General features: G+C 37.2%; 11 protein-coding genes. 7 read left to right on the plus strand and 4 right to left on the minus strand.

The annotated features are described in order from the left end of the window. Positions 1–31 precede the first annotated feature (31 nt). Entirely contained in the window at positions 32–2,143 is a 2,112-nt protein-coding gene (locus DWZ93_RS04375; RefSeq protein WP_118452082.1) for an immunoglobulin-like domain-containing protein, read from the minus strand. Positions 2,144–2,581: 438 nt separating this feature from the next. Further along, positions 2,582–3,202: a helix-turn-helix domain-containing protein gene (locus DWZ93_RS04380; RefSeq protein WP_009242236.1), complete on the minus strand. Its 621-nt coding sequence runs from the start codon at positions 3,200–3,202 to the stop codon at positions 2,582–2,584. A 526-nt stretch (positions 3,203–3,728) separates the two neighbouring features. Between DWZ93_RS04380 and DWZ93_RS04385 the strand changes: the two genes are divergently transcribed. The 5 genes from DWZ93_RS04385 (at position 3,729) to DWZ93_RS04410 (ending at position 11,868) form a co-directional block, all read left to right on the plus strand. Next, positions 3,729–4,871 (plus strand): XRE family transcriptional regulator, encoded by a 1,143-nt coding sequence (locus DWZ93_RS04385; protein WP_005336080.1) that lies wholly within the window; start codon positions 3,729–3,731, stop codon positions 4,869–4,871. Then, positions 4,864–5,070 carry an excisionase gene (locus DWZ93_RS04390; RefSeq protein ID WP_005336079.1) on the plus strand — a complete coding sequence of 69 codons (207 nt, stop codon included), beginning with the start codon at positions 4,864–4,866 and terminating at the stop codon, positions 5,068–5,070. Before DWZ93_RS04385 ends, DWZ93_RS04390 begins: the two co-directional genes overlap by 8 nt. Positions 5,071–5,148: 78 nt before the next feature. Beyond that, entirely contained in the window at positions 5,149–6,342 is a 1,194-nt protein-coding gene (locus DWZ93_RS04395) for a site-specific integrase (RefSeq protein ID WP_005336078.1), read from the plus strand. Between the two features lie 772 nt (positions 6,343–7,114). Next, positions 7,115–8,497 carry an RNA-binding domain-containing protein gene (locus tag DWZ93_RS04405; protein WP_118452083.1) on the plus strand — a complete coding sequence of 461 codons (1,383 nt, stop codon included), beginning with the start codon at positions 7,115–7,117 and terminating at the stop codon, positions 8,495–8,497. A gap of 479 nt (positions 8,498–8,976) precedes the next feature. Continuing rightward, complete coding sequence (locus tag DWZ93_RS04410) at positions 8,977–11,868, plus strand: DEAD/DEAH box helicase (RefSeq protein ID WP_118452084.1); 2,892 nt, start codon at positions 8,977–8,979, stop codon at positions 11,866–11,868. Positions 11,869–11,945: 77 nt separating this feature from the next. Here DWZ93_RS04410 and DWZ93_RS04415 read toward each other — a convergent pair whose 3' ends face one another. Then, positions 11,946–12,212 carry a hypothetical protein gene (locus DWZ93_RS04415; protein WP_118452085.1) on the minus strand — a complete coding sequence of 89 codons (267 nt, stop codon included), beginning with the start codon at positions 12,210–12,212 and terminating at the stop codon, positions 11,946–11,948. Further along, positions 12,199–12,582 carry a plasmid mobilization protein gene (locus DWZ93_RS04420; protein ID WP_118452086.1) on the minus strand — a complete coding sequence of 128 codons (384 nt, stop codon included), beginning with the start codon at positions 12,580–12,582 and terminating at the stop codon, positions 12,199–12,201. Before DWZ93_RS04420 ends, DWZ93_RS04415 begins: the two co-directional genes overlap by 14 nt. A 502-nt stretch (positions 12,583–13,084) precedes the next feature. Here DWZ93_RS04420 and DWZ93_RS04430 point away from each other — a divergent pair. After that, complete coding sequence (locus tag DWZ93_RS04430; RefSeq protein WP_118452087.1) at positions 13,085–14,284, plus strand: hypothetical protein; 1,200 nt, start codon at positions 13,085–13,087, stop codon at positions 14,282–14,284. Between the two features lie 181 nt (positions 14,285–14,465). After that, positions 14,466–16,658, plus strand: coding sequence for a hypothetical protein (locus DWZ93_RS04435; RefSeq protein ID WP_147364654.1), 2,193 nt, complete (start codon positions 14,466–14,468; stop codon positions 16,656–16,658). Positions 16,659–16,667 lie beyond the last annotated feature (9 nt).

The raw sequence follows: 16,667 nt of genomic DNA on the forward strand, positions 1-16,667 counted from the left end.
TAGTCGCTATTGATTGTTATTATACATTTTGTTAATTGTTCTTATTTCTTTTACGTTTTTTACCGAATAAAACAGCTAATACACCGGTTGAACCAGCAAACATAGAAGTAAACAATCCTACGTTTGTCATATCACCTGTTTTTACAGGGTTCTTTTGTCCGCTAGGCTTTGTTGGAGTAGTTGGCTTGCTCGGTTTCTGTGGCTGTTGTGGACTTACAGGTTTATTTGTTGCTTTTTCTTTTACGGTAACTGTAATTGTTTTTTCAGTAATTGCACCATTTTTATCTACTACACGGAAAGTTACATAATAAGTGCCAGCCTTAGAAGTATCTACATCATTTGCAATAATGTTATCTTTTGTTAAAATAATCGTTCCGTCCTCTTTATCTGTTGCTGTCACATTTGCCAATGGATCGAACGTATCGCCTACATTCAATGTAACATCATTTGCTGAAATGATTGGAGCAGAGTTAAGGTCGCCTGTATTTTGTTTCACAGTTACAGTAATCGTTTTTTTAGCAGAAGCTCCGTTTTTATCTGTTACTTTATAAGTCACATGGTAAGTACCAGCCTTAGAAGTATCTACATCATTTGCAACAATATTATCTTTTGTCAAAGTGATAGTTCCGTCCTCTTTATCTGTTGCTGTTACATTTGCCAATGGGTCGAAAGTATCGCCTACATTCAATGTAACATCATTTGCAGAAATAGTTGGTGCTGTATTGTCTTCTCCTTGTGAGTTTAACGATAATTCCACTTTTAAAACGACGTTTCCGTCTTTATAAGTACCGCAATCATACTCATAAGTAACTGGTTTTTTTACATCATCTACCGTTATAATCCCCGTATCTTTGTCTAAAGTTCCATTTGCAGTAACTTTTACTTTTGAAATATCTATTCCTTGTTCAACATCTTTTTTTAAGTCGATTTTATTTCCTTTGATATCAATATAACCGTTGCCTACAAAAGCATGATTATTTTCAAGAACTTTATTCTCTCCGACATTTAACCAGTATAAATCATCGCAAATTAATTTTTTAATTTTTGTGTTTTTACTTATATCAAGACCTCTTATCCCTTGTTCAAAAATTTCACCGCAACGTAGCATTTCAAGTTCTAAATTATTGCTTAAATCTAATTTTTTAATAGTTGTATCATGACAAAAAAGGCGTGTCAGTTTTGTGTTTTTTGTTACATCTAATTCAGCTATATTTGTCATATAACATGATAGTTGTTTCAAATTAGGGTTCTTACTTATATCAAGTGTTTTTACTTTTGTATCTCCTATATCTAAAGTGACTAATTGCGGATTATGTGTGACATCAAGTTCCATTAATCCTGTATTGCTACAAGATAGTTGTTCTAAGTTAGGATTGTTTGTTACATCTAAATTGGAAATAGAGGTACTATCTGCAAATAACGTATTCAATTTTTCATTCTTAGATACATCAAGACTGTTAATTGATGTATTATCGCAAAGGAAAGCTTCCAAATTCGGATAACGTGTTAAATCAACGCTTCCTACTTTTGAAGAACGACAATCTAATCTTTTTAAAGATGAGTTTTTAACCGGACTTAAGTCTGAAACAGAAGTCGTAGAAACATCTAAAGACTGCAAATTTGTTAGATATTGAATACCCTCTAATGAAGATATCGTTTTCATACCATGTAAGTTTAAGAATTGGGCTTTTGATATTTCATCAACAGATAACACACTATCGCCGTCTTTATCAAATTCTGCAATGATTTGTTCTCTAAATACTTTGTCTGGAAAATGTGTTTCATCAATAGCAATGCTTCCAGCTTTTACTTCTGTATTTTTGCTTGCTTCAACGGTCTTATCTTCGGTAACCACTTCTTTTTCTGGTGTTGCAGGTGTTTCCTGTTTTGTACTTTCTTCTTTTAAAGTTTCTGCATTTTCAGCAGTTTCTTCCTGTTCCTTGTCTGTTATATTCTCTTGTACTTCTGCGTTTTCTGTTTTCTGTTCCACAGGAACTTGCTCTGTCTTGTTTTCTTCTACAACGGCTTCCTGCACAACTTCTGTGTTTTCCTGTGCCATGACAGGAGTAGGAAGCCCTGTAAGTGCAGTTGTTGTTCCAATCATCAATGCGGAACTTACTGCAAGGACTTGTTTTTTCTTCATAGTTTGTTCACTCCTTATTTTTCATAAATTCTTTGCATAGAAAAACGCACAAACTCCCCCTTATAACTGGATAATCTGTGCGTTCTGTTTATTATTGATAGAATTGAAAAAAGGGCAGAATTTACTTGTCTGTCTGTCTGTCTGTCTGTCTGTCTGTCGCAAGCGTAACAATGTGTGAACATGACTGTCAACCCTTTCTTTCAAAAAAATTCAATCCTTGCTTCTATACAAAAAACATTATACTGGAAACAAACACCTCTTTCAATCTTTTTATGCGTGCAAGATAAAAAAATTGAGACATCACACTTTTCCTTTTTTCCTCTTGAGTACCCACAACAGAAAAGAAAAAGCCCTGTCAAGAGCTTGCCACCATTGGTGGTGCTTTGCACTCTTGATCGGGCTTTTTGTTTGCTGTATCTTCTCGCAAGAGGAAAAAGATTACTCGTCCTCATCATCAAAATGGTTATTTCTTAATACTTCCCGTAACAGTTCCATATCCTCTTTTGAGTTCGGATTTATCATTTTCACGACTTGATAAGGTGTCCTATATTTATGTCCCTCTATGCTTTCCCCAAACATATCCATACTGTATAAATCATCATAGCGGTCTAGTAATTTTTGAAACTTCAAATGCTGGATAAATTCTTTGATTGGGTAAAGGTCGGACGCTTCAATGCTTTTCCCGTTGATATAGTCTGTAATGTATTCCCGTAACTTTTCCAATTCATATTCCAGCCATTCTTCCTCGCTGTCAAAGAAGTTATCATAGTGTCCGTGTTTCAGTTCTGCATTTAGACGTTCTTCTGTTCTTAAAAACTGACAGACTTCTTTTTCAGACTGATTGACATACTTCCATTCTCCCGATAATAATTCATTCGGCGTTACGTCCAGCACTTCCATTATCTTTTCCAGCGTTTCATAAGCAGGATAGTTCAACCCTCTTTCAATCTTGGAAAGGCTCTGCATATTGATACCGATTTTGTCCGCAAGTTCCTGTTGTTTCATTCCCCTAAATTTTCTTATGGTCTGTATATTATTTCCTAAATGGCTTATTTTCATTGCACAACCCTCCATATCTCGTTATATCTTCACTGTTATAAGTCTATCATGCTTAATATGATTTGTAAAGGCAAAAAAAGATATTGACAAATAAGCATATAAGAATTACTATACTATTGTGAGTGAATAAGTACAATAGAATGAAATACAAAAACATTCAAAAAGAAATCCCCATCTGATTAAACCCGTAGATATGAATATTGGTTGAAATGGAACTTGTTAGAAAAGGCAAAACAGGACTTGCTGACAAAGTATTTCTGACACGGTGGCGGAAGCCTCTCAGGCTTACCGCCATGACACCTTGTGTCAAGGGGAAGAAATGCTTTGTCGGCTGGCGAGCCTGCGAGCCTTGACTGTGCCCCCGTTATCTAACAGGGGGGCACTATTTCACAAAAGACAAGTCAAAAACCATACAACCCCAAACCTGTGAGTAGTAATGAGAAGTTTTAAGAAGATAGTAATTTCACATTCTTTTGAATAGTGGTTTACAGGTATTTCAAGGCTGTTGTGGGATTGGAGGAATACAATGAACAATTTAGAATTTGCACTTGAAATGAAGAACAAACGTCTTGCAAGCGGTCTTTCACAAGGAGAACTTGCAAGTCTTACCCATGTATCAAGATATAGTATCAACCGCTTTGAGAACGGAAAAGCCAACGCAAGTAAAGAAACACAGAACATTATCCTGCGTTGTCTGAATTACTATGTCTGTGATAAGCCTTTTTATCTGCTCGTTGATTATCTGTCTGTCCGTTTTCCAACGACTGACGCATTAGAAGTTATCCGAAAAGTGCTTGGCATGAAAGCGGACTATTTTATCCATTATGACTATGGGTATTATGGCTATAAGGAGCATTATGCCTACGGGGAAATCAAGGTCATGGCTTCTGATGATGAACACATGGGTGTATTTTTAGAATTAAAAGGGGCAGGCTCACGCAACATGGAATATGTCTTACAGGCACAGAACAGGGATTGGTATTCATTTTTAAACCGCTGTCTTGACTGTGGCGGTGTTATCCGACGTTTTGACTTGGCAATCAATGATATGTGCGGTCTGCTGGATATTCCCGTTTTGTCTGAAAAATACAAAAATGGCGGTGCGGATTGTCGCTGTAAAAACTATGAAAATGTACAAGGTGGAAAACTAAGCGAAAAAAAACGTAATTTAGCAAGTACCCTTTATATCGGCTCAAAGGCAAGCACAAAATATTTCTGCCTGTATGAAAAACAAAAGGAGCAGGCAACCAAAAAGAAACATACGGATATTATCAACCGTTTTGAAATTCGTCTGCGTGATAAAAAGGCAGTACAGGCAGTTGAGGAATTGTTATTGACATATAACCCTCATGGGTTGGTGTTTTACCTTATTACTGATTTTGTGCAATTTCCCGATTATCCGCTGTGGGAGATATTCATTTCCCATGACAGTTTACCTTTTGAAATGAACCCCGTACCTGTCAATATGGAACGCACTCTGCAATGGCTGGAAAGACAGGTCATGCCGTCAATCGTGATGATAGAGGAAATCGACAGGCTGACAGGCTCAAACTACATGAAAATGATTGATGAATGTACCCACCTTTCCGAAAAACAGGAAATGCTTGTAGAACAGATGTGTACGGATATAGCAGATGTAATCGAAAGTGAGGGGGTGTTTTATGAGTAATGCACAGGATATTCCCGTATGGGAAAAATATACCCTTACCATTGAAGAAGCGTCAAAGTATTTCCGTATCGGAGAAAACAAGTTAAGACGCTTGGCAGAGGAAAACAAGGGCGCTGGCTGGCTCATTATGAATGGCAACCGCATACAGATTAAACGCCGACAGTTTGAACAGGTTATTGACAAATTGGACGCAATCTAATGCAAATGAGCCTTGTATGTGTTATGATGAACACAAGTCATATCAAGGCTCTTTCCAACAAGGAAAGGAGCAGACACCATGAAAGAAAAAAGACGGGATAGTAAAGGACGTATCCTGCATACTGGAGAGAGCCAACGAACAGACGGGAAATACTTATATAAATATGTAGACGCATTTGGAAACACAAAATATGTGTATGCTTGGAGATTGACACCCACAGACCCGACACCAAAGGAAAAACGGGAAAAACCCTCACTTCGTGAACTGGAACAGCAGATAAGACGGGATATTGAGGACGGTATCGACAGCACAGGCAAGAAAATGACGCTTTGCCAACTCTATGCCAAACAGAACTTACAGAGGGCAAATGTGAAGAAAAGCACACAAAAACAACGGGAACAACTCATGCGGTTATTGAAAGAGGACAAATTAGGTGCTAGGAGCATTGATACAATCAAGCCCTCTGACGCTAAAGAATGGGCGTTACGCATGAAAGACAAGGGCTTTTCCTATAACACCATTAACAACCATAAACGCTCGTTAAAAGCGTCATTCTATATCGCCATACAAGACGATTGTGTAAGGAAGAACCCTTTTGATTTTAAGTTAAGTGAAGTCCTAGAAAATGATACCAAAGAGAAAGTCGCATTAACAGAGGAACAGGAACAAGCCTTACTCTCATTTATCAAGACAGACAATGTGTATCACAAGCATTATGATGATGTGCTGATACTGTTAAAGACTGGACTTCGTATCTCGGAACTGTGCGGACTGACAGTAGCTGATATTGATTTCAAGAATGAAGTTGTAATTATCGACCACCAGTTACTAAAGAGCAAGGAACAGGGCTATTATATTGAAACGCCTAAGACGAAAAGCGGAATAAGACAAGTGCCATTAAGTAGAGAAACAATACAGGCATTTCAACGGGTTATGAAGAAACGCCCAAAGGCAGAACCATTTGTGATAGACGGACAGAGCAATTTCTTATTTGTCAATCATAAAGGCAAGCCCAAAGTTGCGATTGATTACAACGCCTTATTTGTCCGTATGGTAAAGAAATATAACAAGCACCACAAGGACAATCCCTTGCCACATATCACACCGCATACGCTACGCCATACATTCTGCACAAGACTGGCAAGCAAGAACATGAACCCAAAAGATTTACAGTATATCATGGGACATTCAAACATTAGTATCACAATGAACTGGTACGCTCATGCGTCCATAGATACCGCAAAATCAGAGGTTCAGCGTCTAATCGCATAGAAGTATTTACCACGATTTTAACCACGCTTGATAGCGAAAATATAAGAAGATAGACCTAGATATGTGAGGTTTACCACAAAAGCAAAATGCCCGTAGAGCCTATAAAATAAGGCTTTGCGGACATTTAAGGAGATATAAAAAGATAGTCAAAAAGACATATATAATTTAAAGTTAAAGAATATATAATGGAAATAAATAAAATGACTTATTCTCATTTAAATTTAGATATTGTACTTGAGTTAAATGATATTGATTCAGTTGATAAAGAATATGTTGCATATTCGGAAACAGTGCGAGGATTTGGAAATATGTATCCCAAGATATATTTTTCTTCGGATGAAAAGATTATTATAACAAAAGTAAGATAAAAAAGATTGAGTATATTATTTCTTAAAATATGAAGAATTTCAAATACTCATATTGCATTTTATATGTTGACATTTTATAATTAGCCTATGGCAACAGTTTGGCAACAACCATTCAGTAGGTCGAAATAATCATTGTAATTTATATAAAAATATGTCCCATATTGGAATAAAACTTAAACAAAATAAGTTAATTTTATATTAGAATATAAAGAATTCGAATAAGAGCTACAAGTCTTGGAACCTGCTAAACAAGCGGATTCCGAGACTTTTTCTTTTGCTCTGCTACTAATAGCAACTAATTTGCCAACATTAACAAAGTTCGCTCAGGCTGAGTCGAGGACAGATAGTGATAATGCTCAGATATTTGAGAAGTGGTACATTAAATGAAAATTGGAGGCGATAGAATGACAATTGAATTTATGAGAGACTTGCTTTCAAAAGATGAAAAAATAACAGTAGAGTACAAAACCTGTCAGTATGGCATTCAGGAAGATGTGTATGAAACTGTGTGCTCATTTTCTAATAGATATGGCGGCTATATTATCATGGGTGTAGAGGATGATGGAACACCAATTGGAATTAATAGAAATATGAGTAAAGATATGAGAAAAAACTTTGTTAATCAGCTTAACAATCCCGACAGAATGTCACCTACACTCTATCTTTCTATAGAAGAATTTGAATATGAAGGTAAAGTATTATTATGGGTGTATATACCACCAACATCTACTGTTGAAAAATGCATTAATAGAATATATGACAGAAATGAAGACGGAGATATGGATATTACAGATTCGCCTATCCAGTTACAGAATATGTACAACAGAAAAAGCAACACATATGCGGAGCACAAGATATTTCCATATGTTACAACGGAAGATCTACGCATGGATCTGATGGATAAAGTAAGAAATCTTGCAAAGAGCAAAAATCCGGATCATCCTTGGTTGAAAATGTCTGATGAGGAAATATTGAAGAGTGCTGGCTTATGGGAAAAAGATTTTTCATCAGGTATTCAAGGCTATAATCTTGCGGGTGTGTTATTGTTTGGCAAAGATGACGTGATAAGGTCTTGTTGTCCAGGATATATTACCGATGCATTATATAGGGTTGAGAATCTAGATAGGTATGATGATAGATTGCAGGTAACAACTAATTTAATAGAGGCATATGATCTTTTAATGGAATTTGTTGCGAAGCATACATTGGATAAATTTTGCTTAATTAACAATATTAGCACGAGTATTAGAGGTATTATTTCAAGAGAGGTTATTGGCAATATACTTGTGCATAGAGATTATTCAAGTGCATATCCGGCAAAGGTGATTATCGAAAAGGATTGGCTGAGAACAGAAAATTGGTGTATTCCTAGACGCCATGGAAATATTATGAGTGATGAGTTCACTCCTTATCCAAAGAATCCTTTAATTCAGCAATTTTTTGCTAATATTGGTAGAACAGATACTATTGGCTCGGGAGTAAGAAATCTTTATAAGTATACACCAATGTATTCAGATGGTGGTAAGCCGGAATTGATTGAAGATGATGTATTTAGAATTAATATACCATTAAACAGAATAGCAGCAGATGAAGCAACAGAACAGAAAAAATTATCTGAAAGAGAACAAAAAATATATAATATGATTTGTGAAAACCTGCACTTATCGGTTGAACAGGTAATGGCAGAACTTGATATATCAAGAGCAACGGTATTCAGAGACTATGCTAAAATCAAAAAAGTAACAGGAGCCGTTTACGATAAAAAGACTTCTACATGGACATTGTAATGAGACAGTCTCAAGTTAGTCTCAACAAAGTCTCATAAATTTTGACACTTTATGAGACTGAAGAAAAATCTAAAAACGTGATAAAATCGGGACTTTTAGCGTGTTGGAAAAACTTAGTCTCAAGTCAGTCTCAACTTAGTCTCATTTTTAAGGTGAGATTATGAGACTGAGTTGAGACTAATGCCAGATTGATTGAAGATACAAATCTCGATTAGATGATGCTTGTGATGAGGATGGAAAAAGGAGCTGATAACAAATTAACAGAAAATCAGCAGAATCAGCAGAAAAGTCAGCAGATTCAAAAAATATGGAAAGAATGTGATTATTAGAAAGGCATCTGTAGATTTTTGCATTATGAATGTAGGCGACATAAAAGGTCAAAGGACAAGACAATTATTAAATGAATTAGTGAACGATAGTGTTTTCAAGATACAATGAACTAATATGAGAAAATAATATTAGTTTGGGAAGGAAATTATATGGGGAATTATTTTAAGATTCATTACAATGCAGTAAAATATCCCATAAATTCGGAAAAGAGCAGAGGATTACGAAATGCTCAATTAGGTGCAATTCACGCAATATCATCCTTTTTTACGCTCAATAAAAAGGAGGCGGCTATTGTTATTATGCCGACAGGATCAGGAAAAACAGCTGTGCTTATGTTGACACCATATTTAATACGAAAACAACGAGTATTAGTTGTTACGCCGAGTAAAATGGTTCGTGGACAAATTGCAGAGGATTTTTCTGAACTTAGGACATTGTGTGTAGCTAACGTATTTAATACTTCAATAAAAAAACCTAAAGTTTTTGAGTTGGAGCATTTGTATACCAAGGAGTATCAAAAAGACTTGGAGCAAGCAGATGTTATTGTTGCTACACCTAGTTGTGCACTCAGTCTAAGTGAATCTGATTGGGCGAAAGAGAATATTGATTTGGTGGAAGTTGATGAGGCTCATCATACCCCAGCTAAAACATGGCAACAGATTTTAGTAAATTTGTCTGTGGCAACGCATGTGCTGTTTACAGCAACTCCGTTTAGGTTAGATCGAAAAGAGCTGTCTGGTGAAATAGTATATGATTATCCACTTTCAAAGGCATACGAAGATGGTATTTTTGGTGAAATACAATATGTTCCTGTGGAAAGTGGAATGGATAATGATTTGTGCATTGCTAAAAGAGCTGAGGAGGTATTGCTGAATGATAGAAAAGCTGGGTATGAACATTATCTGATGGTACGTACGGATACTAAAGTAAGTGCTGAAAAACTGGAGGAGTTATATAAGGATAATACTTCATTGAAACTTTCAAAAGTGGATAGTTCAATGAGTAATTCAAAGGTTAAGCATATTTTGAAATTGTTGCATTCTGGAGAACTGGATGGAATTGTGTGTGTAGATATGCTAGGAGAAGGCTATGATTTTCCTAATCTTAAAATTGCAGCAATACATGTTCCTCATAAATCGCTTGCGAGTACATTACAGTTTATTGGTAGATTTGCTCGGACAAATGCAAAGAATATAGGAAAGGCAAAATTTATTGCGGTAAATAATGAAGAATTAGAAATTGAAAACAATTTACTTTATTCTAAAGATGCTGTATGGCAGGATATGATCATTGGAATGAGTGAAGGAAAGAATAAAAGTGAACAGCAAAATAGAAATTATTATAAAGAATATGTTGTGGAAGATGAGCGTATTCTTGAAAATGTCCCTGTTCATGCAATCAGACCTAATTGTCATGTGAAAATCTATCGTTCTATGAGTTTTGATATAAATGCCGAATTTCCAGAGGCGTGTAACGTGGCAGGAAGAATATTAAGAAATAAACAAGAAAATACGGTAGTAGGAATTGGCTTGGAATATGTTTCACCACTTTGGATGGGAAGTGGTGATAAGGTCAATCTTGAATATATTTTATATATAATACATTATCAAACACAAACTCATATGGTACATATATATTCACAGAAACATTCTGAAGCAATGTATGATGAATTGGTATCATCATTTTGTGATTCTTATGATCCGATACCAAAATCAGAAATATATAAAGTATTGGGCAAACTCAAAAACTTCGAGATTTTTAATTCAGGAATGTTGAGTAAGCAATCGCAATCAGGAGAATCATATAGAATAATGGCAGGTTCAGATGTGAGTGATGCAATTGATAAAGATTCGGGAAGAATGTATTCTGCGGGGCATGCATTTTGTAAAGCAGTAGATGATGCAGAAGGAGATGTTACAATTGGCTATAGTAGTGCTTCGAAAGTTTGGAGCAGTGCTTACAAAGACTTAAAAGATTATATACAGTGGTGTGATGGGTTGGGAAAGAAAATAGCAAATAAAGATATAAAAGTAAAAACAAATACAAATTTTGATTTTTTACCTCAGCCCAAAGCTCTTGTAGAATATCCAGAAGATATCTTTTATGCGGATTTTACTGCGGAAACATATAGTTGTGATCCTGTTATTAAGTATCGTAGAAAAGAGTCGGATTACGAGTGGTGCAGATTAACGGACGCGATGGTTGTGGTGAAAAATTGTGAGAAGACAAAAGTGTCAGTTGAGGTTTCGGTTGGAGAAATTTCAGAGAACTTGGAATGTGATATAAAAGCCAGATATAGAAGTTTGGGAAATAGATTTATTGTATGTTCAGGAAAAGAAGAAATACCAATGGACAAATTTCTTACGGAACAACCACTAATATATAAAACTATAAAGGACATGACGATAACAGGCATTGATGTAATTGAAGGTGATTTTGAGAGCGAGTTATTTGACAGTAATATAATAGAAGGTGTTGATTGGAAGCATTATGATACAAATTTAAAATTGGAATTTAGAAAAAATGACAGCGATACGAGGGTGTCAATTCAGGATGCATTATATAAAATTTTAGAAGCAAATGAAAAATTTAAATATATTATATACGACCATGGTTCGGGTGAAATGGCGGATTATATTACAATTTATGAGACAGATAATGAGTTGGTTGTTGAATTGTATCATGTCAAAAAAATGGGTTCATCTTCTTATAACAATAGTGTTGGTGATGTATATGAAGTATCTGGACAAGCAATAAAGTCTGTAACATGGTTTACGACAAAAGGAAAGTTACTTGAAAAGTTTACGAGTCGTCATAATTCTGGGCATTGTATAGTGAAAAAAGGTGGAAATTTTAAGACCATGATAAAAGAGATAAAAACATCTGGAAAAGTATTACGAGGATGTATTTGCATAGTGCAACCGGGGATAAAGAAGAGTAAAGCTATACCAGATAGAATTCAAGAAGTACTGGCAGCAACAGATTCATATGTTAAAAAAGCTGGCAAAGTTAATCGGCTTAGAATAATGGGGAGCATTTAAAATAATGATAACGGGGATAGGATATATCTCGCCAGTCGCAAAAGAAGTCTGCAACTGGTGAGATAAGAATTATGTTGTTAATTAAATTCATTCATAGCATCCACATATTCCTGTAATCTATTAGGTTTGCAAGCTAATTCAGCATATAGCAGAGGATTTTCCTGTGCCAGACGGTATAGATACGCAATATCATCAGGTGTATCGAGCAAGACAGCTGAATTACATTTTTCACAACTGATAATAAGAGGCGTGCCGGTATATGTATCATTGATGGCATTAACAATAACAGAATCTGTATCAGGTTCATACATACCAAACAGGTAACAAGGATTATTTTGTTTCATGGTGTTCTCCTTCCCACAGATACTTAGCACCATCAAGCAGAACAATGATGGCTGTAAGCATATTGTTATAGTTGGTTTGCAGTTCTTTGATTTCATCACTTGTAGGAAGATGGTTTAAAGTTTGATGTTCACAGCATTCAGTAAATGCTTTCTGTATTTCAAGTAATTGCAGATACAGTGCATTGACAGTTTGTGCAAGAGGATATATAGTTTCTTTCTTACCGACAACGCAGATGCGGTTATAGATGCAGGAACGGACAAAGTAATCTTTCTTCATCATACCGCTGGCAAGGATACGGGCTTCGATTTGTTTGCGTTCAGCATCGCTGATTCTAAAACTTATAGTTGGATGTTTGTGTTGATTGCTCATAGAAAAGCTCCTTTCATAGTGGGTGTGGCAGCAGGCATAGTTAAGCACCCGCAAGCCACATTTGATTATTCGTTTTTTACAAGACAACAAGCTCGTTCGGCATTAGAAAAATGCAAATAGAAGGTGTGATTGTGCTTCTTGGAAAGGGTAGATATGCTAAATATGTAGCAAGTGAAAGGTTTCTTTAGGTAATTTAATGTGTTTTTAATGCGTTTCAATGCGTGTGAAACGCATTAAAAAATTTTAGAAAAATAATATTTCAGGCTTAACGCAAGAAACAGATAGTTCGGGACGAACGAGTTTTGGAGAACTGAATGAAGGAATTTCAAAACCAGATAAGCCAAATACTATTCAGAAAATAATAAATACGGTGAAAACCGGAGATACGATAAATATAGTTGCACGGTTTTTAATAGCGATTGTTAGTCTTGGTTTGATTGTAGGATTCTATAAAAAGAGAAAAATGAAGTAAAATAGAAACAAAGGATAAGAGTTACGAGGAATGAAAAAGAAAATACGAATTATATTGGCCGTAATTGCCTGCATCATTGCTGTGTTGGTAGGATATTCGGCATATGAAGTGCATCGGAATGCACAGGAATTTCAGAAAGCATACGAAAGCAAGAAGAGCTTTGAACGAACAGAGACTGATGAAGCTGAAGCAGGAGCAGACGGAGAGAAGAAAGCAGAGGAACAGTCTGGAGACAGACCTTATGGCGTGATCGAACCGGGTAGCGAGTATGAAGTGGACACATACATTGACAATCGGGACAATTCAAATAGACTGTATATCTATGATATGGATTACGTGGATCTGGCACTTGATTTTAAACCGAAGAAACTGGCGGATTTCATTGACGTGATCAATGAGAATTCCAAGATTGCCAGGAAATTCAAACCGATTCTGACTGAATATTGTACCAGAGTATTTGATAAGTATCCGGATATTGAACTCAGACCATTTTACCGTAATCTGAAAGATCTGGAAGTGATTGAATGTACAGACCAGGAACTGCTGAAAGTTACCTGGGATACCAATTCCTGTGGATGTTACGTGAGAGATGAAGATAAGATCTATGTACTGAAGGATAAGGAATACGAAGAAGGCACCTGGGATTATCAGGTCCTTTATCATGAGTTCAGCCATTGCTTGAGAGATAGTATTTATGAGGACGAAGATGGTAATCGTGTATCGATACAGTTTATGGGACTGAATTATTATGATATCCCGAATGCGGAAGCACTTAATTCGCTGTTCGCGGTGAGTCTGTTTGATTATGAGGAGAAGGATATTGCGTATCAGTTTCAGAGCAATGCCCATCAGATTATATTGGAATGTATGGATAATTACACGCTGAATGATTACGTGAATCACAGTATGACGTATTATGCGAAGCAGTTGGATACATACAATCAGGATGATAATTATGCATTGACGATATTGTCACTGATGAATGAACAGTATGAGGATTATCACGACGACAGCAGAGAGAATCCACAGTCGGTATATTATCCGATCTATGATTATATTTCGAAAATGTATCTGGATAAATATGTGACAACAGATATGAGTTATGATGGGGCAAAAGAGGTTATGGATCAGATGCTGGACAGACTTCTTTTTGATGTTCCGGAAGAGTATCATATTGATAGAGATCATTTTTACACATATCTGGATGATTACTACGAAAATAATATATAGGCAATGCGAAAATGACAAGATCAGCAGGGCAGATGCTCTGCTGATTTTTTATCGCAATTTGACGCGAATACATTGTGAGATATGTCAAATTAGTTTATAATAAATTTATGTTTTGTATTCAATCAGGAGTGAAATGGATTCTGGTTGAGAAGAGTGAAAAGTTATGAGGATGGGACAGAAGATGAAGCAAGTATGTAAGAGTGTGCTGAGTGTGATGTTATCAGTTGTTATGTTGATGACCGTTATACTGGTCTCGCAGCCGAAGGAAGTGCAGGCAGCACAGGCGGGAAAGAACAGAGCAATCTACGTAGTATTTGATAACTCGGGAAGTATGTACAAGCCGGGGAATATGGCGTGGTCGCAGGCAACCTATGCGATGGAAGTGTTTGCTGCGATGATGAATTTCGACAGCGGAGATGTGATGAAGGTATTTCCGATGCATCCGGTTACGGTGAATGGCAATGCGGGTACGGACAGAACGACATCCATTACGGTGCAGTCTACAGATGACATTGCGCAGATTCATAATATGTATACACCGGATCCGGAAGGAACACCGTATACACAGGTGAATACGGCATCAGCAGAACTGACTGCACTGTTAGACAGCGGGGCTGCGCAGGAAGGCTGGCTCGTAGTGCTGACAGATGGTATATTTGACAGTGATGTGCCGGCAGCAGGTCTGCAAGAGGATCTGAAACAGAAGGCTGCATCCCGGGACAATATGTACGTACAGTTCCTTGGCATGGGAAGTGAAGTCGAGAATGTGCCGGACAGCAATGAGGACGCAGGACTCTATGCACAGAAAGCCGGAGACAGTGCGGCGGTGATCAATGAACTGGCAATTGTAAGCAATCGTATTTTTAAGAGAAATGAATATCCGGGATATAAGGCTGGTAATCCGTTGAAACTGGATGTGCCACTCAGTAAGCTGATCGTATTTGCACAGGGAAGTAATGTAGATATTAAGAGCCTGAAGAATAAAGAGGGTGGCGAAGTCAAGATGGAGAACTGCTACAGCGTGTCATGCAGCAGTACGGACGGCGCAGGACAGACTTCTTACGTAACGCAGGTTCCGACGAAAGACACATCATTAAAAGGTGCGGTAGCAGTATTTGCAGATCCGTCTTCATCCATTGTAGAAGGAGAGTATACTCTGAATATAGAAGGAGCAGATTCTATTCAGGTATATTATGAACCAAATGTAGAGTTTGGAGCAGAATTGCAGAAGGGCGGCAAGAAAGTAGATGGAGATACTATTGAAGGAGGTTCGTATCAGGTAAAGGTTGGATTTATCGATCTGTTGTCTGGAAAGTTTATTAAGGATTCTAAGCTGCTTGGCAAGCCTGAATATACCTTGACGGTGAATGGACAGGAGTATGGACTGGGTGGCAACGGAGGAGTTACGCAGACGGTTGATATTCAGGCTGATGGAGATGAACTTCAGCTGTCGGCGGATGTTGTGTATCTGAATGATTATATGGATCATGCAGAAAAGACTTATAAGGTATGTACACTTGATATGGAGGTACAGGCGCCGAAGTCTGTGGCATTAAAAGAGATAGATCATGCGGAACCACTGAGGATTACAGCGAAGAAGAATGGCAAGCCGCTGACAAAAGAACAGTGGGAGAATGCAACGGTAGAACTCGGCACAGTGAATGAGCAGGGAGATACATTTGCGCTGGATTGGGATATCCAGAAAGGCCGTGAAGTGTCTACATGGATTGCAATTCCAAAATATAAAGACGGTAAAATGTTTGAGACCGATACCGGTAAAGCAGAGGTTACAGTTGATGTGTCGACAGAGATTGACGGTAATTCTTATGGCAAGGCACAGACAGTATCAATGAAGATCAAGGATGACAGAGGCGTGTTGGATTATCTGAAACACTACTGGAAGCAGATTGCGCTTGGTCTACTGCTGCTGATTTTGATTCTGGGATATATCCCACCGTTTAAAAAGCGTTTTCCAAGAAAGATGAAATCAAGACCATCTATTGAATGTACGGCCGAAAAGATTGGGATACGTGATTCGATAGTGAAAGGTAATTTTGAGAAGAATAAGTTATCTGTATTTCTACCATATAAGGCAGAGGTCGGAAGGCTGACATTTTCACCGGCTCCGGTAAAGAAGACTGCGAGGGTGAAGGCTGCAGGAGGCGGAAGTATGATGATCTTGAACACATCGACTTTTGCAGGTAAAGAAGATACGACATTTAACGGAATGTCTATACCGGATAATTACAAAGGACATTACCGCATATCAGCGAGTACGATCATTGTGGTGTCAACACCTGAATTTACTTATACATGTATTCCGAATGTGCAGAGAACGGCAGACGGATCGATCAAAAAGGGTAAGAGGAAATGATAAAGCAAT

Source organism: Dorea sp. AF36-15AT, from assembly GCF_003477705.1.
Lineage (GTDB): Bacteria > Bacillota > Clostridia > Lachnospirales > Lachnospiraceae > Claveliimonas > Claveliimonas ammoniilytica.

Bases quoted from the DNA above. Each gene is read 5' to 3' on its own strand.
- DWZ93_RS04385 (WP_005336080.1), top strand. From the start codon at position 3,729: ATGAACAATTTAGAATTTGCACTTGAAATGAAGAACAAACGTCTTGCA.
- DWZ93_RS04430 (WP_118452087.1), top strand. From the start codon at position 13,085: ATGAAAAAGAAAATACGAATTATATTGGCCGTAATTGCCTGCATCATT.
- DWZ93_RS04420 (WP_118452086.1), bottom strand. From the start codon at position 12,582: ATGAGCAATCAACACAAACATCCAACTATAAGTTTTAGAATCAGCGAT.
- DWZ93_RS04390 (WP_005336079.1), top strand. From the start codon at position 4,864: ATGAGTAATGCACAGGATATTCCCGTATGGGAAAAATATACCCTTACC.
- DWZ93_RS04405 (WP_118452083.1), top strand. From the start codon at position 7,115: ATGACAATTGAATTTATGAGAGACTTGCTTTCAAAAGATGAAAAAATA.
- DWZ93_RS04410 (WP_118452084.1), top strand. From the start codon at position 8,977: ATGGGGAATTATTTTAAGATTCATTACAATGCAGTAAAATATCCCATA.
- DWZ93_RS04395 (WP_005336078.1), top strand. From the start codon at position 5,149: ATGAAAGAAAAAAGACGGGATAGTAAAGGACGTATCCTGCATACTGGA.
- DWZ93_RS04380 (WP_009242236.1), bottom strand. From the start codon at position 3,202: ATGAAAATAAGCCATTTAGGAAATAATATACAGACCATAAGAAAATTT.
- DWZ93_RS04435 (WP_147364654.1), top strand. From the start codon at position 14,466: ATGAAGCAAGTATGTAAGAGTGTGCTGAGTGTGATGTTATCAGTTGTT.
- DWZ93_RS04415 (WP_118452085.1), bottom strand. From the start codon at position 12,212: ATGAAACAAAATAATCCTTGTTACCTGTTTGGTATGTATGAACCTGAT.
- DWZ93_RS04375 (WP_118452082.1), bottom strand. From the start codon at position 2,143: ATGAAGAAAAAACAAGTCCTTGCAGTAAGTTCCGCATTGATGATTGGA.